Raw genomic sequence first — 26,379 nt, forward strand, 5'->3', positions numbered from 1 at the left:
CTCATCCAAGAAAGCAGTCTTTCGCGCGTCAGCGGTCGCGTGTGATTGCGCCTCGTAACGCGGCGGCTCGGCCGATGCCCTGATGGGCGTGAGGAAAATCGGCTTCAGCGCCATGGCTGAAGCCAAGGGACAACTTCTTTCACCGAGCCGTTGGGGGGAAATGCCGCCTTGTGTAGTTAGGCTCGGGCCTCCACACTCTGATCAAGACGATCAGGAACGAGAACGCGCGGGGGAGACGATGCGACAGATCCTACTGACGGCCTGCGCTTTTAGCGTGCTATCCGCCAGCGCCCTCGCAGGGGAACGCACCCCCGCGCAGATGGCGTTCGCAAAGTGCAATAAAAAAGCGACCTTCACTTTCCTCGCGCTAACGCCTGCCGGTGACATAAGCGATCTCTACAAGTTCACAGGCGCGCAGTGTCTCGAGGAACAGAAGGCCGTCGAGGCCGAAATGGATCCGATAGCCCTGCGCGAATTCCTGAAGCAGGTGTCTGACGTCGCCCGCAAGGATTTTTTGGTCGAATACGTCGGCGAACTGAAAAATGGCAAGCGCGATGGGCAAGGAAGTTACATTTGGCACGACGGGCGGAAATATGTGGGCGAGTTCAAAGACGGCAGGCGCTCCGGGAGGGGCGACCTGACTTGGCCGGATGGACGCAGATATGTCGGCGAATTCAAAGACGACTTGCTGAACGGTCGCGGGAATCTAACCATGCCCGACGGCGCGGAATATGTCGGCGAATTCAAAGATGACGAACCAGACGGCCAAGGCGTCGAGACCTGGCGGAATGGACGCAAATATGTCGGCGAATTCAAGGATGGCAGGCCTAATGGCCAAGGCGCCCTGACCATGCCCGATGGGCGCAATTATGCTGCCGAGTTCAAGGATGGCAGGGCAAATGGGCAGGGCACTTTAACTCAGCGCGATGGAACTCAATACGTTGGGGAATTCAAAGATGACTTGCTCGATGGCCAAGGCACGCTGACCATGCCGAGCGGGGATAAATACGTAGGCGAGTTCCAAACTGGCATGTTCAGTGGCCGCGGCGCTCTGACACAGAGCAGCGGACTTCATTACGTTGGCGAATTCAAAGAAAACAAGTTCAACGGACAAGGCACTCTGACCTTGCCAAATGGGCGCAAAGACGTCGGCGAATTCAAAGACGGCTTACTCAACGGCTCCGGCAATAGAACTATGCCGGATGGGGCCGAGTACAAAGGCGAATTCAAGGATGGCAAGCTTAATGGGATGGGTGCTTACACTTGGCCCGACGGACGCAAATATGTTGGTGAGCTTAAAGATGATACGTTCAATGGCCAAGGCAGAGAAACCTGGCCGGATGGGCGTGAATATATCGGTGAATTCAGAGATGGCAGACTCAACGGCCAAGGCATATTGACGATGCCTGCGGGAGGGAAATACGCTGGTGAATTCAAAGACAACAAGTTCCATGGACAAGGCACTTTGACCTGGCCAGATGGTCGCAAATATGTCGGCGAATTCAAAGACGGCTTGCTTAGCGGAACTGGCAATATGACGTTGCCGGAGGGAGCTGAGTACAAGGGCGAGTTCAAAGATGGCAGGTTTAATGGAAGGGGCGTATACACTTGGCCGGATGGGCGCAAATACGTTGGCGAACTGAAAGATGGCAAGTTCAACGGTCAAGGCACTGAGACTTGGCGGGACGGGCGCACATATGTCGGCGCATTCAAGGATGACATGTTCAACGGTCAGGGCGCCCTGACGATGCCCAGCGGGGAAAAATTCGTCGGCGAATTCAAGGATGGCAAAAAGACTGCGAACGGGACGCTCTATTCGGCCGATGGTCTGGTCGTGCAATCTGGAACCTGGAAAGATGACGTGCCGGTTACGAGCTCGGTCGACAGTCATCAAAAAAAGCAACGGTAATCGCCGCCGCGAGCGTGGGCGTCGAACTCGTTCTGCGGCTTTGGCGAATGCATGTTAACCATCAGTTAACTTCGATGTTGGCTTCACCGACAACCAAAGTTAGTCTTTTTCCCGTTTCAAAGCGGGTTTCAAAGATGGGTCTTCGTTACGATAAAGGCGCCCCGTCGTGGATGTAACGGCGGGGCGTTTTTAGTCTGGTCCTCTTTACTGCAGAACGCTCACGCCAGCATTGAGAACGTCGCCTGCGGCATTGATAGGAGCCGTAACGATACTCGCTCCAATTTCCGCCGGACCGCCATCCTGCACGCCCATCACGTCGCCATGCGGGCCATAGACCCTGCCGTCGAGGACGCGCGGCATGTAGATGTAGCCGACATGCGGTCCGTGCGTCACCGCGCACCAGCTTTTGTCGCAGTGGTCGATCATCACAATGTCCCCGGCCTGCAAAACCATGATGGGATGCCGGGCTCCGGGATGGTCTCGCAAGGCGAAAGCTCCGCCGAGCATCGCCTCGAAGGCATTGGCGGCCGCGCCCGAAGCGAGTAGAGCGCTGACGGCGAGCAGGGAAATGTAGATTTTACGCATTGGGGGACCCCCGTTAGCTAAAACACAATGCTCAATAAACGTTATGTGCCCACTGTAGGTTCCGGTTGCGTCGGTTCTGCCTTAATCGACGCCATATCTCGCGTGCGCAATTTTTACGGAAACTGCGCGGCTGGCGTCGCTGGGCGGGATTCGCGCCCCCGTCTTCCGACCCTGAGCCGGACAGCGCCGTAGGTAATAATGCTTACGTAAAACTACTGCCTAAATCACTGTTACTGTTGCTATTTTCCAACACACTACAATGAAAACCACACAAGCTTACGCATATCGCGCCACTTATGGCTCGATAAACCCGCATTGAGAGGTATCGATAAGACGATTGCTTGCAACGCACGCAGGGAACGTCTTAAATGTCCAAGAAAATATACGTAGCTACGCTTGCCGGATTGATCGCCAGCAGCGCCGCCCTCGCCGCGGATCTCCCCGCCGTGAAGGGGCCGCCCGCCCCGCCCCCGCCGCCGATCTTTTCGTGGAGCGGTCCCTATCTCGGCCTGAGCATCGGCTATGGCGGGGCCAATACGGGACAGCTCAACGGCTTCGCGCTCGGCCCGAATCTGGCGCCCACCGGCGCCGTGTGGGCTGCGGGTAGCCCGAATGCGAACGGCGTGATCGGCGGCGTGCAGGTCGGCTACAATTACCAGTTCCCGGGAACCCGCTTCGTCGTCGGCGTCGAGACCGACTTCATGGGCGCCGGCCTCAACGGCGCGACGACGGTCGTCGGATCGCCAGTCGCCGGGACGAACATCTTCCCGTTCATCCACACCTATCAGGAGCTGAACTGGTTCGGCACGGTCCGTGGCCGAGTCGGCTACGCCATCCTCCCCACCCTGCTTATCTTCGGTACGGGCGGGTTCGCCTACGGCCATGTCTCCAATAACTACGTTGTCGGGTACACGAACGGCTTTTTGGACGGCGCCTGGAACAGCGGCGTCAGGACGGGCTGGGCGGCTGGCGGCGGCCTGGAATGGGCCTTCATGCCCAATCTCTCCATTCGCGCCGAATATCTCTATGTCGATCTCGGCCACGACGGAACGCTTTGGGATGGCGCCTGCGGCTGTGGTGGCGACAAGGGGGGCCCTGTCCCCCCCCCACCCCCGGTGGTTGTCCCGCCTGCGACCTTCATCGCGGCGCAAACGGGAGCCGCGCATCGCTTCCACACGGCCCGGGTGGGCCTGAACTACCGCTTCAACCTCTTCGGCGCGCCGGCCGCGGCGCCGGTCCTCGCCAATTACTGAAAATGAAAGAAGCCCGGCCGCATCACAGCCGGGCTTTTTCAAAGACGCATTCCTTCAACCGGCGTTTCAGACCAGACGAATTTCTTTCAGCGCGTTGACGCCGCTCCGCCTCGTGTGCGTGATCTCGACGCGCTTCTCGTCCCACATCGCGGCGCAGGCAAGATTGAAGATCTCGAAGATCCGCTCGCGCGGCAGATCCATGAAGACATAAAAATCTTCGCCGGTTCCAAGCCGAATCGCGAGCTGACCGGCGTTCCGGCCGGCGCCGGAGAAATCGACCTTGGCGATCACGCCAACCGTTTTGCTTTTCCCAAACAATCCAAACATCAGGAGCCTTTCAGGGGTCACGCTGCATCGCGCGCATATGCGCGCTACGACTTATACCCTTATCTCCCATTGCGTGTGACAACCAAGCGGCAGGCCGCCGCCGCAAGAGCCGACCGCCCGCAAAGAGCATGGCCCCTAAGTATTATCCGGGGCTTCAGCGATTCTCTTTATGGTTGTATATTAGTAACGCCTTCCCGTAGACCCCAAGCAATCGACTCTGCGCGGGGGGCGCAACGGCTCCCATGCGTATCGGGAGCCGTTTTTTATTGACAGTCGTCCGACGAAGCCTGGCGCGAAAAAGAAACGACCCGCGCCTTTACATCCGAGGTCGCGGGCCGCTTGCAAGCCGTCAGCGCGAGGCGCTGGCGTCAAAATCATCCATATCGCGGCTGTCTGGCGCGAAGCCGTCGAGCCATCCGCTTCGATCCGCCTGCTTGGACGACGACCGGATTGACCTGGCGAAATCAAGAGTGGCGCGCAATGGTTAACGGAGCGTTAACCGCCCGGCTGGCGAACAGAGGACGCTTTTTGGCGGGCCCTGCGCTGTCGCGCACGCCCCCCTTTGCTATCCTCATCGCCAATTCGGCTATCCAGGTTCCCCACTCCGCCCGGCTCCGCGCCGGGCGGTTTTTTAAGTGTCAGGCCGTAGCCCCGGCGTCGACGGTCAGCACAGTCCCCGTCACATTGCGCGACCTGTCATCCAGAAGGTAGGCGACCGCATTCGCCACATCGTCGGGCGCGGCCAGTCGGCGCAGCGCCGCGCGGCCCGCGATCTTCGCTCGGTCTTCCCCGTCGAGAGACGCGGTCATTTCGGTCTCGATGAAACCCGGCGCCACCGCATTGACCGTGACGCCCACGCGCCCCACCTCGCGCGCCAGCGATTTGGTGAAACCCACCAGCGCCGCCTTGGTCGCGCCGTACACGGCGAGACCGTTATAGCCCGTCGACGCGATGATCGACGAAATGTTGACGATGCGCCCTCCCGCGCCTGCCGACATCATGTTGCGCACCACATATTTCGACAGAATGATCGGCGCCGTCACATTCACGCGAGTGAGCATCTCGATCTGCGAATTATGCATCGTCGCCAGGAGGCCTTCCGTCCCGAGGCCCGCATTGTTGACGAGCCCATACGGGGCGCCAAAATCCTTCTTCAGCCGAAGAATGAAATCAGGGATTGCGTCGAGCTCTGCAAGATCGAGCGCCGCAAAGGACAGCGCGCCGTCGCTCCGCGAAATCTCGTCGCTCAGCTCGTCGCTCTCCTTGCGCGCCACGGCGACGACGCGAAAGCCCTCCGCGACGAGCCGGCGCGAGATTGCGAGGCCCAGCCCCCTGCTGCCGCCGGTGACGATGACGTTGCGCATCAGGCTCGCCCACGCAAAAGCTTGCCCCCCGCCGACATGGCGAGCGATGGGACGAAATCGATGGAGACCGGCGCCTTGTGACGCTCGAGACGCGCGCGGCAAGCCTGGAGTATTTCATCCCTTACCGCGCGCTTGCGTTCGGGAGACGCTTCGTCTTCCTTCAGCATCACCTGCGCGACGATGAGATCGCCGGTGATGGGATTGCGCCTTGCCTTCACAAGCGACATGCGAACCGCCTCGTGCAGATTGATCACCTGCTCGACCTCCTCGGGATGCACCTTCAGACCACCGACATTGATCGTCCCCGCGCGCCTGCCCTTGAAGAACAGCCGATCTCCGATGCGTTCGACAAGATCGTCCGTGTCGACAAATCCCTCCTCATCCGCAAGCCGGAGGTCGTCGCGGCCGACATAGCGATCCGCCGTGCGAGGCGACTTTATGCACAGAGATCCGTCGACAATGCGCATCTCGACGCCGCCGAGGCCGCCCAGATAGGCGGCCGGGAACCCCTCGCGTCCATCCGTCACCTCGAAGCCGACTCCCGCCTCCGTCGAGGCATAGGCGTGAACGATCTTCGCTTGCGGATAGAAAGCGGCGAGACTGTCGAGAATGGCCCGGTCGGCGATCTCGCCGGAGAGCCGCACATAAGCTGGCGCGATCCAAGCTGCGACCGGGCTCATCAGCAGGCGCCGCCAATGCGAGGGCGTGCCGGAAAGATGGGTGATCCCGGCTTCCGCCATGCGCGCAACGTGATTGGCAAGCGGCTCTTCTGCATCGGTGAGGAGCAGCGTCGCGCCGCTCGTCGCCGCGCGCAGGAAGATCTGCATGCCGCCATAACGGCGTATGTCGTAGAAGGTCCCCCATATCGGCGCCGGCTCGCCTACCGCGCGCGGTCGCACCGCGCCGAGCAGGCCGTCGAGACGATGCGCCACGAGCTTCGGCGCGCCGGTCGTGCCAGATGTCGGCAACACCCATTCTGTCGCGATCTGCTGGCAGCGGGGCTCGGGGTCGGAGGAAGGCTCGGAAACGAAGATGCGCGACGTCTCGGCGCCAAAATCCTTCGTGGCTTCGTCACACACAATCACATCGACGTCAGCCTGCGAAATCGCTGACGCCAGCCTCTCGGCGGAGAAATCGGGGGGCGTGATCACCATGCGCGCCGCAACGCCGTCGAGTTCGAGCATTGCGAGCGCTGCGGCATATTGCGACGAGACGCCGATCAGCACCGATTTGCCCGCGAGCTCTTCGCGGCGTCCGCCAAGGATTGTCGCGTCGATCGCCGAACGCCAGCAGATCTCACCCGAAGGCGCCTGCAAGCGCGCTTCGTCCTGGGGGCCCGCGGCGCGCGCCAGACTCCTGAGATCAGACGGCCGCGACATTTTCATACAAGGCGACGAAATCCGCGACGGTCACGGGGAAATAGACTTCATCCGAAGCCGTGAAGGGATCGACGCCCAGCGAATCCTCGAGCCGCGCGACGATGATCGCGAAGCAAAGGGAGTCGAGACCGGAATTCGCAAGGACCGTCTCGTCGCCGAGCGGCGCCAGCTTCTTTTGCTGCTCTGCAGCAACCTCTTCCATCACGGAAAGCACTGTTAACCGTATGCTCATTGGCGCCAGCCTCTTCATTGTCGGCTAAGGAAGACCTAGCTAGTTTTATGTTCAATTCGCAAGCAAATCGCCGACGAATGGTGAACGTTCGATACGATGGTTAGACGCAGATGACCCAGGAAGCGACGCCAAGAATTCGCTGCCGCATGATCGCGGAATCCGATGCGCCGGCGCTTGCCGGTCTGCTCACGCGCGGCTTCCCGGATCGCACGCATGACTATTGGCGTCGCGCCCTGGCGACGCTCGCGCGTCGCGACGCGCCGGAAGGCTATCCGCGCTTTGGCTACATGCTGGAGCATGACGGCGCGCCGGTTGGCGTCCTGCTCATGATCTTCACGCGTTTCGGCGACAAGCAGATCCGCTGCAACATCTCGAGCTGGTATGTTGACGAGCCCTATCGCGGGTACGCCTCCCTGCTCATCGCCGCCGCCGTCCGCCACAAGGACGTCACCTATGTGAACATCTCGCCCGCGACGCACACTTGGCAGGTGATCGAGGCGCAGGGCTTCCGCCGCTATTGCGACGGCCAGATGCTCGCCATCCCCGCCCTCAGCTCCTGGACAGCGAACGCACGCGCGCGAGCATTCGACAAGAAGCGCGATTACGGCGACGCGCTGACGCCTCAGGAGCGCGACCTTCTGATCGCCCATGTCGAGCGCGGTTGCCTCGCCTACATCGTGCATGAAAAGCGCGAAGCGCATCCTTTCGTCTTTCTGCCCAGGCGCCTGATCAAGGGCCTCTTCCCAACGCTCCAACTCGTCTATTGCCGCGACATCGTCGATTTCCAACGATTCGCGGGCCCTCTGGGAAGGGAACTCCTTAGCCAGGGCCATCCCACCGTGCTGGTGGACGCCAGCGAAAGCCTCCCCGGTCTCTTCGGCATGTTCTTCAAGGATCGCGGTCCGAAATACTTCAAAGGCCCGGAGCGTCCGCGCCTCGGCGACCTCTCTTTCTCCGAGGGCGTCCTCTTCGGACCCTGACCTTTTATCGACGAGCGCCTCAAGTGAAAGCCGTGACCGAAATTTCCGCAGCGCAGGCGCTTGTCGATCAGCTGATCGTCAACGGCGTCGACCATATCTTCTGCGTGCCAGGCGAAAGCTACCTCGCCGTGCTCGACGCGTGCTACGAGCGCAATGTCAAGCTCACCGTCTGCCGCAACGAGGCCGGCGCAGCCATGATGGCGGACGCCTATGGCAAGGCCACGGGACGCCCCGGAATCTGCTTTGTGACGCGCGGCCCCGGCGCCGCCAACGCCTTCGCCGGCGTGCATATCGCTCAGCACGACTCGACGCCGATGATACTCTTCATCGGGCAGATCGAGCGAAGCAACCGCGAGCGCGGCGCCTTTCAGGAGGTCGATTACCGCGCCATGTTCGGCGGCCAGACGAAATGGACGGCGGAAATCGACGATGGCGCGCGCATGGCCGAATATGTCTCGCGCGCCTTCCACGTCGCCATGGGCGGCCGACCCGGCCCCGTCGCGCTCGCGCTCCCCAAGGACATGCTCGAAGAGCGCGTGAGCCGCGTCGCCTGCCCCGCCGCCAGTCGGATCGAAACGGCGCCGGGCGCTGACGCCATGGCGCAGCTCGCCGAAATGATCGACGAAGCCGAGCGCCCGCTCTTCGTGCTCGGCGGCACGCGCTGGGATGAAGCCGCCTCCCGCAAGATGATGGCCTGGGCGCGCGCCTTCGACATGCCGGTCGCGACGAGCTACCGCCGATTGCCGCTCGTCGACCCGCTTCATGAATGCTATGCGGGCGACCTCGGTCTCGCGGCCAATCCAAAGCTCGTCGCGCGCGCAAGGGAGAGCGATCTTTTCGTGCTTGTCGGCGGGCGGCTCGGCGAGATCCCCTCCCAGGGTTACAAGCTCTTCGACATCCCCAAACCGCAGACGCGCTTCGTGCATGTCTATCCGCAGGCCGAGGAATTCGGCCGCGTCTACGCGCCGACGCTCGCGATCCACGCTTCGCCCAAGCCTTTCGTCGACGCGCTGACGTCGCTGACGCCGCCCGAGGCAATGCTATGGCGCGACGAGACGCGCGCCGCGCATCAGGACTATCTCGAATTCTCCCGCAGCTTCACGCCCTCGGCCGACGTCGACATGGCGCAGACGATGATCTGGCTTTCAGACAATCTTCCGGAAGACGCCGTTATCTGCAACGGCGCAGGCAATTACGCCTCATGGATACATCGCTATTTTCGCTTTCGGCGCTATGGCTCGCATTTCGCGCCCACATCAGCCACGATGGGCTATGGCGTTCCCGCGGCCTGCGCGATCCAGCGGCTTTACCCCAACAGCCTGGTCGTATCGCTGAATGGCGACGGCGACTTTCTGATGAACGGGCAGGAATTCGCGACCGCGGTCCAATATGAGCTGCCGATCATCGTCATCGTCTGCGACAATGCAAGCTATGGCACGATCCGTATGCATCAAGAGCGCAACTACCCGGCGCGTGTCGTCGGCACCGATCTGAAGAACCCCGACTTCGCCGCCTATGCACGCGCCTTCGGTGGCTTCGGCGCCCGTGTCGACCGCACCAACGCCTTCCCGGAGGCTTTCAATGCCGCACGCGCTTCCGGCCTGCCGTCAATCATCCATTTGATGATGGACCCGGACCGGACGACGCCAAACGCCAGCCTCTCCGCCCTGCGCGCCGACGCGCTCGCGCGCGCCTGATCGGCCAAAAAATAAAGGCGCCGAAGCGAGGCGTTTCGATCAGGAAACCGCGCGTAACGGCGCGCGCGAATGCGCGAAGTCCCAATAGAGCGCGCGCGCGCGCCTATACATTGGCCCGGCCTCCAGCGTACGCGCGTCTATGCGCGACATTGGCGCGACTTTCTGAAAGTTCCCGGTCGAGAAGATTTCGTCCGCCTCAAGGAAATCGTCATAAGTCAGAGACGTCTCGATCACCTCGACGCCATCCGCGCGCAGGAGCCCGATCACGCGCTGGCGCGTAATGCCGTTGAGAAACGTTCCATTGGCGGCCGGTGTGAACACGACCCCATTCTTCGCCAGGAACGCGTTGGAGTTGGCGAATTCCGCGATATTCCCCAGCATGTCGCGCATCAGACAGTTATCGAAGCCGCGCTTCGACGCCTCGATCAGCGCCCGCGCGCCATTGGCGTAATGACAGCTCGCCTTCGCGCCAACGGGAGCCGTCTCGGCGCTCGGCCGGCGGTACGGAGAGAGCGTGATGGCGCCGCCCTTCGGCGCAGGCATCGGCGCTTCGTAAATGGTCAGGCACCAATTGGTCGAGTCCGGCTCGAAGCGAACCCCGCCCCCAAGCCCCTGCTCCGCCCAATACATCGGACGAATGTAAAGCTCGGCGTTACGGGGGAATTTCCGCAAGCCGTCATCGACGAGCGCGCGCCATTCTTCGACCGTCAGCGAAGGCTCCAGCAACATTTCACGCGCCGAGTTATTCACGCGCGCCAGATGCAGATCAAGGTCCGGCGTCACGCCCTCGAAAGCGCGGGCGCCGTCGAAAACCATCGAGCCGAGCCATGCGCCATGCGTGCGCGGACCGAGAACTGGCGCGTTCCCGTCTCGCCATTCTCCCTCAAAGAAAGTCCAGGTCTGCGACAAGGTTTTGATCGGAACAGGCGACGCCATGGCCGGGCTCCCGCGCTCAAGCGTTGCTGAACATAGCCGGCGCATCCGACGCCGGCGCGAGGCCGAGCATGCGACCGAGCTTACGGAGAGCGCGCGTCGCGAACATCACCGGCTGAGGAATAGGATTGCGGCAGAAAGCGACCTTGCGCACATAATCATCCACGCGCCAGATGGCGTGGGAACCCGCGCGAAACAGGACATGATCGCCCGGACCGAGGACATGCTCGACACCGTCGTCGTCGCGGATAACGGCGGAACCTTCGAGCACATAGACGGTCTCGTCGATGTCGTAATGCCAATTGAACATGCCCTTCGTGCAATCCCACAGCATCGTCGAGGCCCCCCCGTCCGTGCTCCGAGAAAGAACGAAGTTCCGCGCGACCGGCGCGCCCTCGATCACCCAGGCGGCGTGGATCGGGCAGGACTCCATTTCGACATTCTTGCCCTGATAGAACACAATCTTTTCAGCGTTCATTTCATCTCACCCTGTTCGAAACCCAGTCCCGGCTCAATCCAGACGAAGCGCTTCAAGAACGCCGCGCGGCCACGCGTCGACGTCGAGACCATGCGTCGAGAAGAGTGCGAGCGTGAGGCGATCGATCCCGAAGGCGACACAGCCGGAATGCGCCAGTTCGCCGCTCTGGTCCCTTAGTCCCCAGGTCTTGCCGAAATGCTCCCGGTGATAGTTGAAGCTCATACAAGCCGTGGGGCCGCCTTCTCCGCGCACGGGGATGAGCAACTCGAATTTCAGCGCCTGCTCGATCTGGTTCGCCGCCATCAATTGACCGACGCGCCCGAAGAACGGATCGCTGGCCCGATCGAAATGATACGGAAGCTGCAACGCCTCCGCGATTGATTGCGCCCGCTGCATCCATTGCTCCCTGAATGTCGCAATGTCCGCCGGCGCGCCGATCCGCACATATTCCCGCATGCGGAACGATTGCAGGCGGTCAAGATCCTTGGAAGGCTCATGACGGAAGCAGTCCGCTGCAACGTCGAAAGTCAGGCCCTTGGCCGGCACAGGTCCCTTTTTGGCCGCAATGGGATAGACCGGATAGCAGGCCGCAGGGCTGAGCACGAGGTCGGCTGACGTCGTCTCGCTCGTCCAGTCAGAACCGTTTTTGGCGCGGTCGACGGCGGCGGAGACATCGGCCTCCGTTCCGTGAAGCGCGCAGACGCAGCCGAGAAGCTGGGGGAAACTGTTAAGATAGCCCTGCTTTTCGAGCTGACGCAGGCTCATGACGGGCGGGAAGCGGAAGACTTCCGTGCCTTCCGGCCGGTGCCGCGAGATCAGGCGTTGCAATGCGTCGACGACATTCTCATACTCATGCGTGCGCGCATAAACGCCATCGACGCCCATCGGGCGAAACAGATGGTCGAGGATTGTGTCGTCGGCGGCCTGTCTCGACTTCGTCGCTGTTGCCATCGCTCTACCGCTCCCTAGCCTTTACCGCGTCTTCACAATCGATTCCGGAACGCCGCCAATGAGGCACGACATCGCGACGTTGCTCAGGATGCGACTGTTGTTGATCATGATCGACGAAGACAAAATATCTCTTAGCGGGCGCGAGACGCTGAACTCGCTGTCATTGCGGTAGCCCGCAATGCCGCAGGCCTGGAAAGCGAGCATCACGGTCGAGATCGCCATCTCCGACGCGCTCACCTTCAAAAGATTGAGCGACGTCTGGAATGAAATCTCGTCGAGCGCCTCGGGTTCGACCATACGGGAGAGATAATCATTCGTCGCAGAATCGACGAGATTAGTGAGGTTCATGAGAGAGAGAGAGGCTTGCGTCGCATAGGGCGCGCCCGGCGGCAGAGCCCCCTTTTGCGCGCGCGACACCTTGCGAATGAAGCACTGCGCCCGCTCTACCGCGCCTGCGGCGACGCCCGCCCAGCAGGCGGCCCAGAGAAGATGCGTCACCGGAACCATGCTGCGTCGGTGCACCTTGTCGTACGACTCCGGCAGCACCTGCGCGCTATCGCCCTTGGCGACAAATCGAAAGCCCTCGCTGCAGGTGCCGCGCATGCCCATCACGTCCCATTTGACCGTCCGCTCGAGCGCGTAATCTTCCTTGAAGAAGAGCGCGAGCATCTGGTCGCTCGGAAGCGAATCCGGAGAACGGCGCGCCGTGGTCACGATCGCATCGGCAGCGGCGCCGTATGAGACCACGGAGGCGTCACGATCGAGGGAAATGCGGTCGCCCTCCCGAACGATCGCCGAAGCGCTCGACCGGACATTCGCCCCGTTCTGACCTTCCGTCGTCGAGGACGCCAGCAGCAACTGCTCGCGGCCGATGCGACGAAGATAGTCGGCATAGCGTTCGCTCGCGGCGCCGTGATTGAGCACGCAGGCGACGTTCGCCATGTGCATGGCGTAGATCATCGCGGTCGAAGAGCAGACGCGCCCAAGCGCGTAGCAGACTTGAGCGGCGTCCGCGACCGAGCGACCATCTCCTCCGTAAGAGCGCGGGAGAATGATCGCCAGGAGGCGCTGGGCCTTCAATTCGTCGAACGCTTCTTTGGGGAAACGCGCTTCCTGATCGACGGCGTTTGCGAACTTCGCAGCGGCCGCAACAGCAGGGGCGATTCTCGACATTAGATCTTCATCACGCGGCGCGCCGCCGCGCGCTTCGAGCGTCATGAAATTTTCCGCCATCGACATGGGACGCCTCGCCTCGTTGGTTTGCACCGCTTTTATCTAGGCAAACGTTACGGCCGGGCTCGTGAACAATCCATGTTCTTCTTCAAATTGCCGGAGTAAAGGTTAACCTCTTCAATTGTCTGCTTTTGGTAAGACTTTTCTTTACGCGCGGACGCTAAAATTCTAATCGTTGAATCACATCAATGTCGCGACACATTGGAGAGAACCGTGGACGCTTCGACGCTTCAGACATCGAGCCGCATCAACGCGATCGTTGGACAATTCATTGCGCAGCAGGACAAGGTCGAGCGCGACCAGGACCTCCAGGAACTGGGCCTCACCTCGATGCAGATGGTGAACCTGATGCTGTCGATCGAAGCCGAGTTCGATCTCACAATCCCGAGCGCCAAGCTCGTTCCGTCGAACTTCCGCACGATCGAGAACATCGAAAAGCTTTTACGCGAACTCGCGCATTGACGCTCCCTCGCACGAACAAGAAAAAGCGCTCCAGTTCGGCACTGGAGCGCTTTTTATTTCGCTTTGCCCCGCTTCTATCACGCGCTATCGCACAGAGGCGCCATCCTCTGGGATACGACGTGAAGCCAATTGCGAAATAGCCGCGCGGTGTCTTTGCCCCAGGGAGCCGACGGGGCTTCCGCGGACAGAATTGCGGTCAACTCACGTTCCACGCAGCGCGCGCCGGCCTCCACGCGGTTTTGCAAGGCGTCGAGCCTCTCCCGCGTCTCGACTCCAAAGTAGTTCGCCGGTTGCTCGGGATAGTCGCCTCTCTCGCCGGAAAGGTAGCGGAGAACGTCGCGACGATATTCTTTCAGCAGAGTATCGGCGTCATATTCGGGATGGCCTTGCAGGAAGACGAAAAGACTCGGCTCCTCTCGCCAATACATATCGACGCCCGTCTCGTACGAGAAGGCGGCGATATGAAACCCCTTCCGCTCCAGCTCTCCTCGGGGAAGATCGTTGTAACGCGAATGCGGCGTGAGGCGCACGCTCGGACGCTCTTCCCCGCTCCAGTCGTCCTCGGCTGGATGGAAGGCATAGACGCCGCTGATCTTTTTTGGCATGCGACGACGTTCTATTCCCGCGAGATGCAAGGTCGCCGCATGCGCGGCGAGACATGACCAAATCGTCGAGCGCGTATGCAGACGCGCCCAGTCCACGAGCGTCTGCATTTGCGGCCAATAAGGCTCATGATCCAGACGCGCCGCGCGGGGCTCGCAGCCTGTCACGATCAACGCGTCGGCGCCGCGACGGTAAAGAGACTCGATATCCTCGTGGCTGCGAGCGAGAAAACGTCGCGCGACGTCGCCACGCTCCAACCCAGGCATCGAGTAGCAACGCCACCTGATGTCGCGTCCCTCCGCCCCCGCGCGCACCAGCCGGGCGAACTGCGCCTGGGTGGCGGCCAGAGCCTGGTCCGGCATATTGTTGACGAGCGCCACCTCCAGCACGTCGCCGGGGCGGCGGGTCGGACCTGTCATTCCGCGGCCTCCACGAAAGTGGGATTGCGCGCGACGCTGGTCGCAGCGGTCAGTGCGCGGTCGAGATCTTCGATAATGTCGTCGATGTGTTCGATGCCGACGCTGATGCGCAGCATCTCAGGCGTCACACCGGCTCTCGCCTGTTCCTGCGGGGACATTTGGCGGTGCGTCGTAGAGGCCGGATGGCAGGCGAGCGATTTTGCGTCGCCGATATTGACGAGGCGCTTGATGACTCGAAGCGAGTCGTAAGCGCGCTTGCCCGCCTCCAAGCCGCCCTTGACTCCGAAGGTCAGGAGCGAGGGCACGCGACCGTCGAGGTATTTCTGGGCCATCGCATAATAAGGGCTCTCCTGAAAGCCCGCATAATTCAACCAGGCCACACGAGAATCGTCGCGCAGGAATTCCGCGACTTTGCGCGCATTTTCGACATGGCGCTCGACGCGCAGCGCGACAGTCTCGAGACCTTGCAGCAACAGGAAGGCGTTCAGCGGCGCGAGCACCGCGCCGGTCGTGCGCTGATAGACGCTGCGGGCGCGAGCGATATAGGCGCTCTCGCCGAAGCGATCGACATAAACGAGGCCGTGATAGGAAGCGTCCGGCTCGTTGAAGGTGGGGAAACGCTGCGGATGATCTCGCCAGGGGAATTTGCCGCTATCCACGATGACGCCCCCAAGCGTGGAACCGTGGCCGCCCATGAATTTCGTCATGGAGTGAACGACGATGTCGGCGCCGTGCTCGATTGGTCGCCACAGGATCGGCGTCGCGACGGTATTGTCGACGATGAGCGGAACGCCATGCGCATGCGCCAGATCGGCGATGGCGCGCATGTCGCAGATATTGCCCGCCGGATTGCCGACGCTCTCGCAGAAGACGGCCTTGGTGTCGGCGTCCATCGCGGCCGCGATGTCGGTCGGCGCGTCGCTGGCGGCGAAGCGCACCTTGACGCCCTGGCGCGCCATAACATGCTGAAGCAGCGTGTGCGTCGTGCCGTAAAGCGTCGGCGCCGATACGATATTTCCGCCGCTATCGGCGACATTGGCGAAGGCGTAATAAAGCGCGGCCTGGCCCGTCGACACGGCGAGTGCGCCGACGCCCCCTTCAAGCTGCGCGACGCGCCGCTCCAACACGGCGACCGTCGGATTGGCGATGCGGCTGTAGCGGAAGCCCTCTTCCTCGAGATCGAACAAAGCCGCCGCGTGATCGGCGCTGTCGAATTCATAGGCGACCGTCTGGTAGATCGGCACGGCGACGGCGCGCGTCGCCGGATCGCCTTCATAGCCGCCATGAACCGCGATCGTTTCGTTACGCATGTGATTTGTCTCCCCAGGCGCCGCCCTCGCCAGCCAGACGCCGATCCTTGACCGGGGTCCGGATAAATCGTCTAAACATTTAAACGGCTTCGCTTGCGCCGGCGATGAAAAGTGCGCCGTAACCCTAACGAACCGCCACTCTTTCCTTACGTTTTTCTGGGGTTTATCGGATATGCCCGAAGCAGCGCGGATTTGGCGCGCGGTATGCAGACGGTGAAGAAATCATGAGTCCCGCCGGCGAGACTTTGCAAGCCCCCGCGCACTCGGCAGGCGTCGGCCGTTCGGTTAACAAAGACTGGCTGCGCGCGCTCAAACTCGCCGCGTCGATCGAAGAAAATCCGCTCCGCACGCTGCCCGTCGCGTTCGAGGACATCGCGCGCGAACGCGGCGACGCGCCGGCGATCCTGTTCGAGCGAGGCGGGTTCACCTTTCGCGAACTCGCGGAGCGCGCGCGCCGCTATGCGCGCTGGGGGCTTTCACAAGGGCTCAAAAAGGGCGACGCGGTCGCGCTGGTCATGGAAAGCCGGCCCGATTATGTGGCGATCTGGCTCGGCCTCACGCAGATCGGCGTCGTCGTCGCGCTGATCAATCATCACCTCACCGGCCCTGCGCTCGCGCATTGCATCCATATTGCGAGGCCGCGCCTAGTACTTGCGTCCGCCGCCCTTTCGGAGAATTGCGCGCCTGCCGCATCGGAGAGCGTCGCTCGCATCGCGATCTGCGACGACGCGTTCGACGCGGCGCTTGCGACCCTATCCCCCGCGCCGCTCGATCTCGAGCCGACCCTGATACCCACAATCTCGGACCCCGCGCTCTACATCTACACTTCCGGCACGACGGGCCTGCCGAAGGCGGCGATCGTCTCCCACAAGCGCGTGCTGAATTGGGGGCTTTGGTTCTGCGGGCTTCTCGACGTCACGCCTGCCGACCGCATGTATAATTGCCTGCCGCTCTATCATTCGGTGGGCGGCGTCGTGGCGATTTTCTCGGCGCTGCTCGGCGGCGGCTCGGTCGCCTTGCGAGAACGCTTCTCGGCGAGCGCCTTCTGGGACGACGTGGTCAGATATGACTGCACGCTCTTCCAATATATTGGAGAGCTCTGCCGCTATCTCGCCAACGCGCCTGAATGCGAGGCGGAGAAGAAGCACCATTTGCGAGCGGCCGTCGGCAATGGGCTGCGGCCGGAGGTTTGGCCTGTCTTCGAGAGACGCTTCAACATCCCGCGCATTCTGGAATTCTACGCGGCGACCGAGAGCAATTTCTCGCTTTACAATGTGGAGGGCGAGCCCGGCGCTATCGGCCGCATCCCAGGCTTTCTCGCGGCGAGCCAGGTCGTGCGTCTCGTGCGATACGACATGGAAAGCGACGCGCCTTCGCGCGGCGAAGACGGGTTCTGCATTCCCTGCGGGCCGAGCGAGCCCGGCGAGGCCATCGCCCGCATCTCCGGCGATTTCGACGGCTATCTCGATCGCGACGCCTCCGAGAAGAAAATCCTGCGCAACGTCTTCAAGCCCGGCGACGCCTGGATGCGCAGCGGCGATCTCATGCGCAAGGACGCCCGCGGCTTCTTTTATTTCGTGGACCGCGTCGGCGACACCTTCCGCTGGAAGGGCGAGAATGTCGCGACGGCCGAAGTCGCTCAGGCCATCGCGTCCTATCCGGGGGTTCTCGACGTGAATGTCTATGGCGTAGAAATTCCCGGCCGCGACGGCCGCGCCGGTATGGCGGCGATCGTCGCGGGCGACGGCTTCGCGCTCCAGGGGCTTTATGCGCACCTCGCCGAGCAACTCCCCGCCTATGCCCGCCCGCTTTTCCTGCGCCTGTCGCGCAAGCTGGAGGTGACGGAGACCTTCAAGCACCGCAAGCGGGAGCTCGCGACAGAGGGTTTCGACCCGCGCCGGGTTCCCGACCCTGTCTTTTTCGCGTCTTCCGAGCGTTCTATATATGCCGCCTTGGATTTGGCGCTTTATGAGAAAATTCTCTCCGGCGCCGTTCCCCTATAGGCGGTTGCAGCGCGAGAGGTTGGCCCGATGAAAGTCGATGTCGGCGCATTGTCCGTCGTTCTCAATGAAGGCGTCGACGGCGCCGGTCCTCTTTACGGCGCGAGCTTCGTCGTCAAGGAGAATATCGACGTCAAAGGCCATGTCTCCACCAACGGGCATCCGCTTTTTGCGTCGACCCACCCCCCGGCGCAGGCGAACGCGCCGGTCGTCGACAAGCTGCTCGCGGCCGGCGCGCGCCTCGTCGGCAAGTCGCATATGGACGAGATGGCCTACAGCCTGCTCGGCGCCAATCCGCATTTCGGCACACCCATCAATCCGGCGGCGCCAGACCGGCATCCGGGCGGCTCGTCATCCGGTTCGGCCGTCGCCGTCGCCGCGGGGCTGGTGAACTTCGCCATCGGAACGGACACGGCCGGCTCCTGCCGGGCGCCGGCGGCCTTTTGCGGCGTCTTCGGCTTTCGTTCTTCTCACGGCGCGATTCCCGTCGAGGGCGTCGTGCCGCTTGCGCCGTCGCTGGACGTGATCGGTTGGTTCGCGCGCGATCTCGGGCGGATGGCGGATGTCGGCGCGGTACTTCTCCCGGATGATTCCGGCGCCGGGGAATTCGAGCAGGCCGTGCTGCTTGCTGATGGCTTCCGCAACGTCGAGGCTGAATTCGCCACAGCTGCGGCGCCGGCCGTCGACATGCTGAAAAGCGGACCATGGCGCGAGGGCCGGCTCGACGAAGATTTCTTCAAAAATGCGCTCGCCCATTTCCGCAATCTACAGGCGCATCAGGCCTGGGCCTCGCATGGCGCGTGGATCACGGCGAACCATCCGACCTTCGGCAAGGGCGTGGAGGAGCGTTTCGCCATCGCCTCCAAGGTCACGCTCGACCAGAAAAAGGCCGCCATCGCCTTTTGCGAGGAGGCAAGAAAGCGCATTGACGACCTGCTTGGCGCGGACGGCTTTCTTGTCATGCCCACGACGCCCTTCCGCTCGCCGCTTCTTTCGGAAAGCGAGGAACAGCTCGACGCAAAGCGTTACCAGATGATGCGGCTCTTCCTCATCGCCAGCTATTTTGGCCTGCCGCAGATCAGCCTGCCGTTGCCGACCAATGGCGAAGCGCCGGTTGCTCTGTCTTTCGTCGGCCGGCGCGGGACGGACCGCAAGCTCATAAGACTGGCGCAGAGTTTTTGCGGGAAAATGAAGAAATGAGGGGAGCGTGAGCCGCCTGGCGGAAGCGGCTTCGGCGCTTTCTCAGCGGCTCGCTGAAACATCGAGCGCGCCGTCGCGTTATGAGGGCCTAGCGCGTCCTTCCCCGGACCGCGACAGTGGGCGCGTTCGCCATGAAACGACACAACGCCTTCGCCGAGATGCTGCTGCGTCACCTCCAGCAGACGCCCGAGGAGCAAATCAGCGACGAGATCGACAGCCTCGCGCTCAATGTCGGCGGGATCATTTGCGACGCGCCGATCGAGCTTACGGAAGAACAGGAAGACGAGATCATCGCCGCCCTATGCGCAGGCATGAAGGAAATCATCAGGGAATATCATCCGGAGATGCATCTGAACGCGGCGCCCGCCTGCGGCGAAACTTGGCCGCCGCCTGCATGAAAGGCGAAGCCGTCACCGCGCCAGAAACTGCTTGATCCGCATCGTCAGCCTGTCCCGCACCTCGCGATAGCCTGCGAGGATCGCGTCGCGCGAACCCTGCCGGACGGTCGCGTCGGGCGTCGGCCAATAGACGACGTCGACCGCCATCGTCCGCGTGAACTCCAGCGCCTTGTGATGCGCCTCCGGCGAGAGCGTGACGATCAGGTCGAAATTCGAGTCTTCCAGATCCTCGAAAGTGTGCGGCTTGTGGCGCGACATGTCGACGCCAATCTCCTCCATCGCCGCGACGGCGAAGGGGTCCGGCTCGCCGCGCTTGATGCCGGCGGAAGCAAAGTAGATCTCGCGGCCGAAATAATGGCGCGCAATGGCTTCCGCCATGGGCGAACGCACCGTGTTCATCGTGCAGGCGAAGAGGACGGATTGCGGGCGGTCGCCCATCGCCGTCACCCCTTCCAGTGCAGGGCCGTGATCAGGGTGAAGAGCCGCCGCGCCGTGTCGGAGTCGGTCTCGATCTTGCCTTTCAGTCGCTCCGCCAACAGCACCGCCCCTTCATTGTGCAGGCCACGCCGTCCCATGTCGATCGCCTCGATCCGGCTCGGCGTCGCGGTGCGGATGGCGGCGTAATAGGCGTCGCAGATCATGAAATAGTCTTTGAGAATGCGCTTGAAAGGCGTGAGCGACAGAATATGCGTGACGACGCTGGCGCCGTTCTGGTCACGAATGTCGAAGACGAGCTTGGCGTCCATCAGCGAGATATTGAGCGCATAGGGTCCGCCGCTATGGCCGATCAGCGCAAAGCTGTTCTCCTCGATGAGATCATAGACGGCGATGGCGCGCTCATGCTCCTGGTCGGCCGAGCCACGCCCGATCGAATTCTCGTCGAGCGTGACCGAGATCAGCCGATTCTGCGCGCAAGCGTCCACGCTACGCCCCGATCGAATTGAGCCGGATCGAGACGGAGCGGGCATGCGCGGTGAGGCCCTCGGCCTCTCCCAGCGTCACCGCCGCGGCGCCGATGGCGCGCAGCGACGCCGCGTCGCACTTCAGAATCGAGGTGCGCTTCAGGAAGTCGAGAACCGATAATCCCGAGGAGAAGCGCGCCGAGCGCGCCGTCGGCAGAACGTGATTGCTGCCGCCGACATAGTCGCCCACCGCCTCCGGCGTATAGCCGCCAATGAAGATGGCGCCGGCGTTGGAGACGCGGGCGGCGAGTTCTTCAGCGTCTTCCGAGATGATCTCGAGATGCTCGGCGGCGATGCGGTCCGCGAGCGGCAACGAATCGGAGAGCTTCTTGACGAGGATCACCGCGCCATAATCGCGCCAGGACTTGCTGGCGATCTCGGAGCGGGAGAGCGTCGAGAGGTGACGCTCCACCGCCGCGACCGTCGCGTCGGCGATTTCGACGCTGTCGGTGATGAGGATGGACTGCGCCGACTCGTCATGCTCGGCCTGCGCCAACAGGTCCGCGGCGATCCAGTCGGGATTGGCCGTCTTGTCGGCGAGGATCAGCACTTCGGACGGGCCGGCGATCATGTCGATGCCGACCTGGCCGAAGACGCGGCGCTTCGCGGCCGCGACCCATGCGTTGCCGGGGCCGACGATCTTGGCGACCGGCGCGATGGTCTTCGTGCCGTAAGCCAACGCCGCCACTGCCTGCGCGCCGCCAACGCGGTAGATTTCGTCGATGCCCGAGCGCTTGGCCGCCGCGAGCACCAGCGGCTCGACATGGCCGCCCGGCGTCGGCACCACCATCACGATGCGCTTCACGCCCGCGACCTTGGCCGGGACAACGTTCATGGCCACGGAGGACGGATAGGCCGCCGTGCCGCCCGGGACATAGAGGCCGACCGAATCGAGCGGCGACCAGCGCCAGCCGAGTTCCACGCCCGCCGCGTCGCGATAACGCACGTCCTCGGGCTTCTGCTTCGAATGATAGGCGGTGATGCGCTCCAGCGCGAGATCGAGCGCCGCGAGCTGCTCCTTCGGGCATGCGGCGACCGCCGCATCGACTTCGGCGGCCGAGACGGCGATGCCGGTCTGGGCAAGATCAATGCGGTCGAAGCGCTTGGAATAGTCGATGAGCGCCTCGTCGCCGCGGGCGATGACATCCTCGATGATGCCACGGACGGTCGTGTCGACGTCCTGGGAGGACTCCCGCTTCATGGCGAGCAGAGAAACGAACTGCTGCTCGAAATCAGGGGCGGCGGCGTCCAAACGCAGGGTCATTTCCATCTCCAACCGGGGGTTTCCGGTTGTCATGACCTTGGGGAAGCGCTTTCGTCAAGTTTGAAGCGCGCCAATGCGGCGCTTGCAGGCCCGCGGCGCCCCGCTCTCCGCCCGAAGGGAAGGTCGCGCCGAAGGGCGGCGGGATGGGCGAACGTCCCGCCGGGGCGGTTTTTTCAGGGAACGACGCTCTGCGTATCGTGGCTCGGCCGCGCCGCCGTCTTCCAGCGGGGGCCGATATCGGTGAGCTGCGCCTCCACGCATTCGACATCGAGACAAATCGCCGCGCCGCCGGCGAAGGTCAGGCGGATCGTGCCGCCGGGCGCTTCGGGACCGGGTTCGAACGTCACGGCGAGCAGGTCGAGGATCAGGTCGGGCTGCTCGCGCGAGACGCGGTTGCAACGCACCCGCTGCACGCCTTCGAAATGCAGGCCCGCGCGGCAACGCTCCAGCCGCCCTTCCAACTCCGCCGCCCAGTCGAAGCGCGAACCGACCAGCGCGAAGCGGCGCTTGGCGGGCAGGTATGTCATGTCGCCGACGCGCACGAGCGCGTCCTGCAAATGCGCGGAAAGAAGCGCGAGGTCTTCGCTGTCGAGCGCGTGCAATCGCAGCGCCGGCGCGAGGAGCCCTTTGTCGAGCGGGGTTACGGCCATGCTGATCCTCCCTGCACGCGATATGGCGAGAGGGGCCGGGGCGCGCAAGTCCGCCGCACCGCGTCAACGCGGGTCGCGCGTGGTCTATCCACGGCTCTTTTCGAGCCGCGGAATTTTTGGCTGCGTGACGTCGCAAGGCTAACGAGTCCGACCGCGTTCTACGCCTCCGCGCACCCCTTCTGCATCGCCTCGCGACCAGCGGCCATCATTTCCTCGGGCGTCATGTCGCGAATGCGCGTCGCAATCGCCCATTCATGGCCGAAGGGATCGATCACCAAGCCATAACGGTCGCCCCAGAACATGTCGGCCACAGGCATTTTCACCGACGCGCCAGCGGCGACCGCCTGCGCGAATACCTCGTCCACATTCGGCACGGCGAGATGCAGCGTGACCGAGGCGCCCTTGAGCGCCCTGGGGCCCAAAGCGCCCCATTGCGGCATCTCGTCGACGAGCATCAGCATGGAGTCGCCTATCCGCAGGCTCGCATGCATCAGCTTGCCGTCGGGCCCCGGCATCCGCATGAACTCCGTCGCGCCGAAGGCCTTCTTGTAGAAGTCGATCGCCTCGGCGGCGCCGGCGCAGACAATATGCGGCGTGAGCGTATGCATGCCTTCGGGGACGGGTTTTACGTTCTCATCCATGGCGTTCTCCTCAGCCGATCTTTCGAAGCGACTTGCGCAGGGCCTCGGCGTCGCCCTGCGCAAGTTCGTTCTCGAGCGCGGCATGCGTCTCCCGCCAGATGGGGAGCGCCGCCGCGAGCGTCTCGCGCCCGGCGTCGGTGAGCGACAGCAGGCGCGCGCGCTTGTCTTTTTCATCCGCGGCGACGGCGACGAGACCGCGCCGCTCCAGCGATTTCAGCGCGGCCGTCAGCGTCGTGCGGTCCATCGCGAGAAATTCCGCAAGCTTGCCGACCGTCGGCGCCTGCGGGGCGTTGAGCGCCATCATCAGCGAGAACTGGCCATTGGTGAGCCCGACGGGCGCGAAGGCGCGATCGAAGCGACGCGCGAGTCGCCGCGCAGCGCGTTGCGTCGCAAGACAGAGGCAGGCGTCGCGAACCTCGTGAACGGCGGCAAGGGGCAGTTTCTTTGACATGGCGCATATATGTTGATATCAACCTTTCAACGCAAAGTCCACCGTCGGGAGCCGCCTGTGCAAGCCAAAGTCAGAACCTGCCTCGCCTTCAGGGACCAGGCCGAGGAAGCCGCGCGCTTCTATGTGTCGCTCATACCCGGCTCGGAATTCGAGACCGCTTTTCGCCCGGACCCGAACGGGCCAGCGCTGATGGCGCTCTTCACCCTCGCCGGGACGCCCTATCAGGCCCTCAACATGGGCGACTACGTCACGCTCAACGACGCCGTTTCGATTTCCGTGGTGACGAAGGATCAGGAAGAGACTGACCGACTCTGGGAGGCGCTGCTGGCGGGTGGGGGCGCGGAAAATCGCTGCGGCTGGCTCAGGGACCGTTTCGGGCTCTCCTGGCAGATCGTGCCCGAGGCCCTGCCCCGCCTGCTGACGGACCCGGACCGCGCGGCCGCCGCCCGCGCGATGCAGGCCATGATGGGCATGGTGAAGCTCGACGTCGCGGCGCTCGAAAAGGCGTTTCGCGGCGAATAGTTAAGAAACGTCGATCTCCGACTTTACGACATGCTCGAGCGGCGTGCCCTCCGCCGTCAGCGTCATGCGCAGCTTCAGCCTGCCGCCATCGACTTTGTGTTCACGAACAACGCGTTCTATTTCGCGTTGCGAGGTGACGCCGACTTCCTTGAGGAACTTGCGCACGGCCATGTTGAAGGCGTCTTCGTCCATGATCGGTCTCCTTTCCTCTCACTCCAAATAACGCCGACGCGAAAAAATGAATATGGGGGCCGACTTATGGTTGTGCTTAAGTAGGGAAAATTAAAGCAGTTTCCGTACAGAAGCTCATTCTCTCCGCAAATGGAATGTGGAAGCGTCCGATGAGCATGACTGGCAAGACCGGTTCGTTCCAGGGATATGAACCTATCTTCACCAGTTCCGAGCGGCGCCGTTTCCAGCGCGTGCATATCGACCTGTTCGGGCGGATCGTTCTCCCGTCGAAGGCGGAGTTTCAGTGCCGAACGGTGGACGTTTCCCCCGGCGGCATGAAGCTCATGTGCACGGCGCGGCCCGAGACCGGCGAGAGCGTCATCGCCTATATCGACGCGCTGGGCCGCTTCACCGGCCATGTGGTTCGCACCTCTCCCGAGGGCTTCTCCATGACCATCAACGCGTCGCCCGAAAGACGCGAGATGCTGGCCGACAAGCTGACATGGTTCGCCAACCGCATCGCGCTCAACCTCTCAGACCAGCGGTGTGACGAGCGCATCGAGCCCATTCAGAAATTCGTCCCGATGCGCCTTTGCTCCGGGGACGAGATGGTCGTGACGATCCGCGATCTGTCCGCTTCCGGCGTCAGCGTGGATTCCAATTATCTGCCGGCGGTGGGCGAGCGCGTCTCGATCGGCAAGGCCTATGCGAATGTCATTCGACATTTCGACGGCGGCTTCGCGGCCAAGTTTCTCACGCCGTTTGCGCCGGTCGAGATCGATCCTCAATCCTGGAATGGATTGTGCACCAGGATCGTGTCGTCGCGCTCGGGGCTCGTCGAGAGCAGCGCGACCGGGCACTCGATCAGCTCCTCGACGCGGCGGACATATTTGATCGCCTGCGCCGGCAGATCGGCCCAGCTCCGCGCGCCGCTCGTCGTCTCCTTCCAGCCGGGGAAGCTTTCATAAACGGGCGTCACGCGCGCCTGCGCCGATTGCGAGGCCGGCAGGCGGTCGATCTGCTTGCCGTCCAGCATGTAACCGACGCAGATCTTGATCTCGTCGAAGCCGTCGAGAATGTCGAGCTTCGTCAGCGCGATGCCATTGATGCCGGAGGTCTTCACCGCCTGGCGCGTCAGCACGGCGTCGAACCAGCCGCAGCGGCGCTTGCGTCCCGTATTGGTGCCGAACTCGCGGCCGCGGTCGCCGATCAGCTCGCCGATGGCGTCGTCAAGCTCAGTCGGGAACGGCCCGCCGCCGACGCGCGTCGTATAGGCCTTGGCGATGCCGAGCACGTAGCCGATCGCGCCGCGGCCCGAGGCCCGACCCGGTCGCGGCCTGAAGCCGCCACCGTGTTCGAGGAGGTCACGTAAGGATAGGTGCCGTGATCGACGTCGAGCAGCACGCCCTGCGCGCCCTCGAACAGGATGCGCTTGCCGGCGCGGCGCTGGTCGTCGAGCAGGTCCCAAACCGCGTCCATGAAGGGCAGGATCTTCGGCGCGACGGCGAGCAACTCCTCGCGCAGAGTCGCGGGAGAAACTTCCGGCAGGCCGAGGCCGCGACGCAGCGGATTGTGGTGGGCGAGCACCCGAGCGATCTTGTCGTCGAGCGTGTCCGGCTCGGCGAGGTCCATCAGGCGGATCGCGCGGCGGCCGACCTTGTCCTCGTAAGCGGGACCGATGCCGCGCTTGGTCGTGCCGATCTTTTCGCCGCCGGCGGCTTCCTCGCGATGGGCGTCCAGCTCGCGATGCAGCGAGAGGATGAGCGGCGCGTTCTCGGCGACCTTGAAATTCTCGGGCGTGATCTCGACGCCCTGCTCCCGCAGCCGGTCGATCTCGCCGACGAGGAAGTGCGGATCGACGACGACGCCGTTGCCGATCACCGACAGCTTGCCCGGCCGCACGATGCCCGATGGCAGCAGCGCGAGCTTGTAGGTCTTGCTGTCGATGACGAGCGTATGGCCGGCATTGTGGCCGCAGCCGCCGCAGACAGGGTTCAAAACCACA

Annotated in this window: 27 protein-coding genes and 2 pseudogenes; 10 read left to right on the plus strand and 19 right to left on the minus strand. The window is 62.9% G+C overall.

Annotation, left to right across the window (positions count from 1 at the left end; all coding sequences use genetic code 11):
* Positions 1 to 238: 238 nt before the first annotated feature.
* A complete protein-coding gene (locus tag ACPFMJ_RS05755) occupies positions 239 to 1,909 on the plus strand; it encodes an MORN repeat-containing protein (RefSeq protein WP_424362885.1) in 1,671 nt (556 codons plus the stop codon).
* Between the two features lie 204 nt (positions 1,910 to 2,113).
* On the opposite strand, the gene ACPFMJ_RS05760 is transcribed toward ACPFMJ_RS05755, so the two are convergent.
* Positions 2,114 to 2,494: a hypothetical protein gene (locus ACPFMJ_RS05760; RefSeq protein WP_424362886.1), complete on the minus strand. Its 381-nt coding sequence runs from the start codon at positions 2,492 to 2,494 to the stop codon at positions 2,114 to 2,116.
* 368 nt (positions 2,495 to 2,862) lie between these two features.
* Here ACPFMJ_RS05760 and ACPFMJ_RS05765 point away from each other — a divergent pair, with 368 nt between their 5' ends.
* The gene (locus tag ACPFMJ_RS05765; RefSeq protein WP_424362887.1) at positions 2,863 to 3,747 is read left to right on the plus strand and encodes an outer membrane protein; all 885 of its coding nucleotides are present in this window, start codon (positions 2,863 to 2,865) and stop codon (positions 3,745 to 3,747) included.
* Positions 3,748 to 3,813: 66 nt separating this feature from the next.
* Here ACPFMJ_RS05765 and ACPFMJ_RS05770 read toward each other — a convergent pair whose 3' ends face one another.
* The 4 genes from ACPFMJ_RS05770 to ACPFMJ_RS05785 all read right to left on the minus strand — a co-directional run bounded on the left by ACPFMJ_RS05770 (position 3,814) and on the right by ACPFMJ_RS05785 (position 7,049).
* Positions 3,814 to 4,038, minus strand: coding sequence for a hypothetical protein (locus tag ACPFMJ_RS05770; protein WP_424362888.1), 225 nt, complete (start codon positions 4,036 to 4,038; stop codon positions 3,814 to 3,816).
* A 674-nt stretch (positions 4,039 to 4,712) separates the two neighbouring features.
* Positions 4,713 to 5,438 carry an SDR family NAD(P)-dependent oxidoreductase gene (locus tag ACPFMJ_RS05775; protein ID WP_424362889.1) on the minus strand — a complete coding sequence of 242 codons (726 nt, stop codon included), beginning with the start codon at positions 5,436 to 5,438 and terminating at the stop codon, positions 4,713 to 4,715.
* Complete coding sequence (locus tag ACPFMJ_RS05780) at positions 5,438 to 6,817, minus strand: class I adenylate-forming enzyme family protein (protein ID WP_424363795.1); 1,380 nt, start codon at positions 6,815 to 6,817, stop codon at positions 5,438 to 5,440. Before ACPFMJ_RS05780 ends, ACPFMJ_RS05775 begins: the two co-directional genes overlap by 1 nt.
* Positions 6,801 to 7,049, minus strand: a complete 249-nt coding sequence (locus ACPFMJ_RS05785; protein ID WP_424362890.1) for an acyl carrier protein — start codon at positions 7,047 to 7,049, stop codon at positions 6,801 to 6,803. The genes ACPFMJ_RS05780 and ACPFMJ_RS05785 overlap by 17 nt, the downstream gene beginning before the upstream one ends.
* A 146-nt stretch (positions 7,050 to 7,195) precedes the next feature.
* On the opposite strand from ACPFMJ_RS05785, the gene ACPFMJ_RS05790 reads away from it, so the two are divergent.
* Together ACPFMJ_RS05790 and ACPFMJ_RS05795 are read left to right on the plus strand one after the other, a co-directional pair.
* Positions 7,196 to 8,029, plus strand: coding sequence for a GNAT family N-acetyltransferase (locus tag ACPFMJ_RS05790; protein WP_424362891.1), 834 nt, complete (start codon positions 7,196 to 7,198; stop codon positions 8,027 to 8,029).
* A gap of 23 nt (positions 8,030 to 8,052) precedes the next feature.
* Positions 8,053 to 9,726, plus strand: a complete 1,674-nt coding sequence (locus ACPFMJ_RS05795) for a thiamine pyrophosphate-binding protein (RefSeq protein WP_424362892.1) — start codon at positions 8,053 to 8,055, stop codon at positions 9,724 to 9,726.
* 39 nt (positions 9,727 to 9,765) lie between these two features.
* Here the strand turns inward: ACPFMJ_RS05795 and ACPFMJ_RS05800 are convergent, their stop codons facing one another.
* From ACPFMJ_RS05800 to ACPFMJ_RS05815, 4 genes are read right to left on the minus strand one after another with little or no spacing between them, the layout of a single operon-like run.
* The gene (locus ACPFMJ_RS05800) at positions 9,766 to 10,662 is read right to left on the minus strand and encodes a branched-chain amino acid aminotransferase (protein ID WP_424362893.1); all 897 of its coding nucleotides are present in this window, start codon (positions 10,660 to 10,662) and stop codon (positions 9,766 to 9,768) included.
* Between the two features lie 16 nt (positions 10,663 to 10,678).
* A complete protein-coding gene (locus ACPFMJ_RS05805; protein ID WP_424362895.1) occupies positions 10,679 to 11,137 on the minus strand; it encodes a cupin domain-containing protein in 459 nt (152 codons plus the stop codon).
* 33 nt (positions 11,138 to 11,170) lie between these two features.
* A complete protein-coding gene (locus tag ACPFMJ_RS05810) occupies positions 11,171 to 12,088 on the minus strand; it encodes an amino acid--[acyl-carrier-protein] ligase (protein ID WP_424362896.1) in 918 nt (305 codons plus the stop codon).
* A 21-nt stretch (positions 12,089 to 12,109) separates the two neighbouring features.
* On the minus strand, positions 12,110 to 13,327 hold the full coding sequence (locus ACPFMJ_RS05815) for an acyl-CoA dehydrogenase family protein (protein ID WP_424362897.1): 1,218 nt from the start codon (positions 13,325 to 13,327) through the stop codon (positions 12,110 to 12,112).
* Between the two features lie 207 nt (positions 13,328 to 13,534).
* On the opposite strand from ACPFMJ_RS05815, the gene ACPFMJ_RS05820 reads away from it, so the two are divergent.
* On the plus strand, positions 13,535 to 13,783 hold the full coding sequence (locus ACPFMJ_RS05820) for a phosphopantetheine-binding protein (protein ID WP_424362898.1): 249 nt from the start codon (positions 13,535 to 13,537) through the stop codon (positions 13,781 to 13,783).
* 77 nt (positions 13,784 to 13,860) lie between these two features.
* Here ACPFMJ_RS05820 and ACPFMJ_RS05825 read toward each other — a convergent pair whose 3' ends face one another.
* Together ACPFMJ_RS05825 and ACPFMJ_RS05830 are read right to left on the minus strand one after the other, a co-directional pair.
* Positions 13,861 to 14,805 (minus strand): homoserine O-acetyltransferase/O-succinyltransferase family protein, encoded by a 945-nt coding sequence (locus ACPFMJ_RS05825; RefSeq protein WP_424362900.1) that lies wholly within the window; start codon positions 14,803 to 14,805, stop codon positions 13,861 to 13,863.
* Positions 14,802 to 16,115: an O-acetylhomoserine aminocarboxypropyltransferase/cysteine synthase family protein gene (locus ACPFMJ_RS05830; protein ID WP_424362901.1), complete on the minus strand. Its 1,314-nt coding sequence runs from the start codon at positions 16,113 to 16,115 to the stop codon at positions 14,802 to 14,804. The genes ACPFMJ_RS05825 and ACPFMJ_RS05830 overlap by 4 nt, the downstream gene beginning before the upstream one ends.
* Positions 16,116 to 16,339: 224 nt before the next feature.
* Here ACPFMJ_RS05830 and ACPFMJ_RS05835 point away from each other — a divergent pair, with 224 nt between their 5' ends.
* The 3 genes from ACPFMJ_RS05835 to ACPFMJ_RS05845 all read left to right on the plus strand — a co-directional run bounded on the left by ACPFMJ_RS05835 (position 16,340) and on the right by ACPFMJ_RS05845 (position 19,713).
* Positions 16,340 to 18,118 (plus strand): long-chain-acyl-CoA synthetase, encoded by a 1,779-nt coding sequence (locus ACPFMJ_RS05835; protein WP_424362902.1) that lies wholly within the window; start codon positions 16,340 to 16,342, stop codon positions 18,116 to 18,118.
* A gap of 27 nt (positions 18,119 to 18,145) precedes the next feature.
* The gene (locus ACPFMJ_RS05840) at positions 18,146 to 19,315 is read left to right on the plus strand and encodes an amidase (protein ID WP_424362903.1); all 1,170 of its coding nucleotides are present in this window, start codon (positions 18,146 to 18,148) and stop codon (positions 19,313 to 19,315) included.
* Between the two features lie 131 nt (positions 19,316 to 19,446).
* A complete protein-coding gene (locus ACPFMJ_RS05845) occupies positions 19,447 to 19,713 on the plus strand; it encodes a hypothetical protein (protein WP_424362904.1) in 267 nt (88 codons plus the stop codon).
* A 12-nt stretch (positions 19,714 to 19,725) separates the two neighbouring features.
* Here ACPFMJ_RS05845 and ACPFMJ_RS05850 read toward each other — a convergent pair whose 3' ends face one another.
* The 6 genes from ACPFMJ_RS05850 to ACPFMJ_RS05875 all read right to left on the minus strand — a co-directional run bounded on the left by ACPFMJ_RS05850 (position 19,726) and on the right by ACPFMJ_RS05875 (position 23,681).
* Complete coding sequence (locus ACPFMJ_RS05850) at positions 19,726 to 20,151, minus strand: low molecular weight phosphatase family protein (protein ID WP_424362905.1); 426 nt, start codon at positions 20,149 to 20,151, stop codon at positions 19,726 to 19,728.
* A gap of 5 nt (positions 20,152 to 20,156) precedes the next feature.
* Positions 20,157 to 20,681 carry a UPF0262 family protein gene (locus ACPFMJ_RS05855; protein WP_424362906.1) on the minus strand — a complete coding sequence of 175 codons (525 nt, stop codon included), beginning with the start codon at positions 20,679 to 20,681 and terminating at the stop codon, positions 20,157 to 20,159.
* Entirely contained in the window at positions 20,638 to 21,939 is a 1,302-nt protein-coding gene (gene hisD / locus ACPFMJ_RS05860) for a histidinol dehydrogenase (RefSeq protein WP_424362907.1), read from the minus strand. Before hisD ends, ACPFMJ_RS05855 begins: the two co-directional genes overlap by 44 nt.
* Before the next feature lie 173 nt (positions 21,940 to 22,112).
* Positions 22,113 to 22,589 (minus strand): DUF2948 family protein, encoded by a 477-nt coding sequence (locus ACPFMJ_RS05865; protein ID WP_424362908.1) that lies wholly within the window; start codon positions 22,587 to 22,589, stop codon positions 22,113 to 22,115.
* A gap of 158 nt (positions 22,590 to 22,747) precedes the next feature.
* Positions 22,748 to 23,230, minus strand: coding sequence for a VOC family protein (locus ACPFMJ_RS05870; protein WP_424362909.1), 483 nt, complete (start codon positions 23,228 to 23,230; stop codon positions 22,748 to 22,750).
* A 10-nt stretch (positions 23,231 to 23,240) separates the two neighbouring features.
* Positions 23,241 to 23,681, minus strand: coding sequence for a MarR family winged helix-turn-helix transcriptional regulator (locus tag ACPFMJ_RS05875; protein ID WP_424362910.1), 441 nt, complete (start codon positions 23,679 to 23,681; stop codon positions 23,241 to 23,243).
* Between the two features lie 57 nt (positions 23,682 to 23,738).
* Here ACPFMJ_RS05875 and ACPFMJ_RS05880 point away from each other — a divergent pair, with 57 nt between their 5' ends.
* A complete protein-coding gene (locus tag ACPFMJ_RS05880) occupies positions 23,739 to 24,203 on the plus strand; it encodes a VOC family protein (protein WP_424362911.1) in 465 nt (154 codons plus the stop codon).
* Here the strand turns inward: ACPFMJ_RS05880 and ACPFMJ_RS05885 are convergent, their stop codons facing one another.
* Positions 24,204 to 24,395, minus strand: coding sequence for a DUF6494 family protein (locus tag ACPFMJ_RS05885; RefSeq protein WP_424362912.1), 192 nt, complete (start codon positions 24,393 to 24,395; stop codon positions 24,204 to 24,206). It lies immediately after the preceding gene.
* A gap of 155 nt (positions 24,396 to 24,550) precedes the next feature.
* Between ACPFMJ_RS05885 and ACPFMJ_RS05890 the strand changes: the two are divergent.
* Positions 24,551 to 24,805 (plus strand): annotated as a pseudogene (locus ACPFMJ_RS05890) (PilZ domain-containing protein); the annotation flags it as partial.
* Between the two features lie 353 nt (positions 24,806 to 25,158).
* Here the strand turns inward: ACPFMJ_RS05890 and ACPFMJ_RS05895 are convergent.
* Positions 25,159 to 26,348 (minus strand): annotated as a pseudogene (locus tag ACPFMJ_RS05895) (adenylosuccinate synthase); the annotation flags it as partial.
* Positions 26,349 to 26,379 lie beyond the last annotated feature (31 nt).

The sequence above is a fragment of the Methylocystis parvus genome, from assembly GCF_049675845.1.
Taxonomy (GTDB): Bacteria; Pseudomonadota; Alphaproteobacteria; order Rhizobiales; family Beijerinckiaceae; genus Methylocystis; species Methylocystis parvus_A.

Coding starts and splice junctions, on each gene's coding strand:
- ACPFMJ_RS05755 (WP_424362885.1), top strand. CDS start 239: ATGCGACAGATCCTACTGACGGCCTGCGCTTTTAGCGTGCTATCCGCC.
- ACPFMJ_RS05760 (WP_424362886.1), bottom strand. CDS start 2,494: ATGCGTAAAATCTACATTTCCCTGCTCGCCGTCAGCGCTCTACTCGCT.
- ACPFMJ_RS05765 (WP_424362887.1), top strand. CDS start 2,863: ATGTCCAAGAAAATATACGTAGCTACGCTTGCCGGATTGATCGCCAGC.
- ACPFMJ_RS05775 (WP_424362889.1), bottom strand. CDS start 5,438: ATGCGCAACGTCATCGTCACCGGCGGCAGCAGGGGGCTGGGCCTCGCA.
- ACPFMJ_RS05780 (WP_424363795.1), bottom strand. CDS start 6,817: ATGTCGCGGCCGTCTGATCTCAGGAGTCTGGCGCGCGCCGCGGGCCCC.
- ACPFMJ_RS05785 (WP_424362890.1), bottom strand. CDS start 7,049: ATGAGCATACGGTTAACAGTGCTTTCCGTGATGGAAGAGGTTGCTGCA.
- ACPFMJ_RS05790 (WP_424362891.1), top strand. CDS start 7,196: ATGATCGCGGAATCCGATGCGCCGGCGCTTGCCGGTCTGCTCACGCGC.
- ACPFMJ_RS05800 (WP_424362893.1), bottom strand. CDS start 10,662: ATGGCGTCGCCTGTTCCGATCAAAACCTTGTCGCAGACCTGGACTTTC.
- ACPFMJ_RS05805 (WP_424362895.1), bottom strand. CDS start 11,137: ATGAACGCTGAAAAGATTGTGTTCTATCAGGGCAAGAATGTCGAAATG.
- ACPFMJ_RS05810 (WP_424362896.1), bottom strand. CDS start 12,088: ATGGCAACAGCGACGAAGTCGAGACAGGCCGCCGACGACACAATCCTC.
- ACPFMJ_RS05815 (WP_424362897.1), bottom strand. CDS start 13,327: ATGTCGATGGCGGAAAATTTCATGACGCTCGAAGCGCGCGGCGGCGCG.
- ACPFMJ_RS05825 (WP_424362900.1), bottom strand. CDS start 14,805: ATGACAGGTCCGACCCGCCGCCCCGGCGACGTGCTGGAGGTGGCGCTC.
- ACPFMJ_RS05830 (WP_424362901.1), bottom strand. CDS start 16,115: ATGCGTAACGAAACGATCGCGGTTCATGGCGGCTATGAAGGCGATCCG.
- ACPFMJ_RS05835 (WP_424362902.1), top strand. CDS start 16,340: ATGAGTCCCGCCGGCGAGACTTTGCAAGCCCCCGCGCACTCGGCAGGC.
- ACPFMJ_RS05840 (WP_424362903.1), top strand. CDS start 18,146: ATGAAAGTCGATGTCGGCGCATTGTCCGTCGTTCTCAATGAAGGCGTC.
- ACPFMJ_RS05845 (WP_424362904.1), top strand. CDS start 19,447: ATGAAACGACACAACGCCTTCGCCGAGATGCTGCTGCGTCACCTCCAG.
- ACPFMJ_RS05850 (WP_424362905.1), bottom strand. CDS start 20,151: ATGGGCGACCGCCCGCAATCCGTCCTCTTCGCCTGCACGATGAACACG.
- ACPFMJ_RS05855 (WP_424362906.1), bottom strand. CDS start 20,681: ATGCCCGCTCCGTCTCGATCCGGCTCAATTCGATCGGGGCGTAGCGTG.
- hisD (WP_424362907.1), bottom strand. CDS start 21,939: ATGACCCTGCGTTTGGACGCCGCCGCCCCTGATTTCGAGCAGCAGTTC.
- ACPFMJ_RS05865 (WP_424362908.1), bottom strand. CDS start 22,589: ATGGCCGTAACCCCGCTCGACAAAGGGCTCCTCGCGCCGGCGCTGCGA.
- ACPFMJ_RS05870 (WP_424362909.1), bottom strand. CDS start 23,230: ATGGATGAGAACGTAAAACCCGTCCCCGAAGGCATGCATACGCTCACG.
- ACPFMJ_RS05875 (WP_424362910.1), bottom strand. CDS start 23,681: ATGTCAAAGAAACTGCCCCTTGCCGCCGTTCACGAGGTTCGCGACGCC.
- ACPFMJ_RS05885 (WP_424362912.1), bottom strand. CDS start 24,395: ATGGACGAAGACGCCTTCAACATGGCCGTGCGCAAGTTCCTCAAGGAA.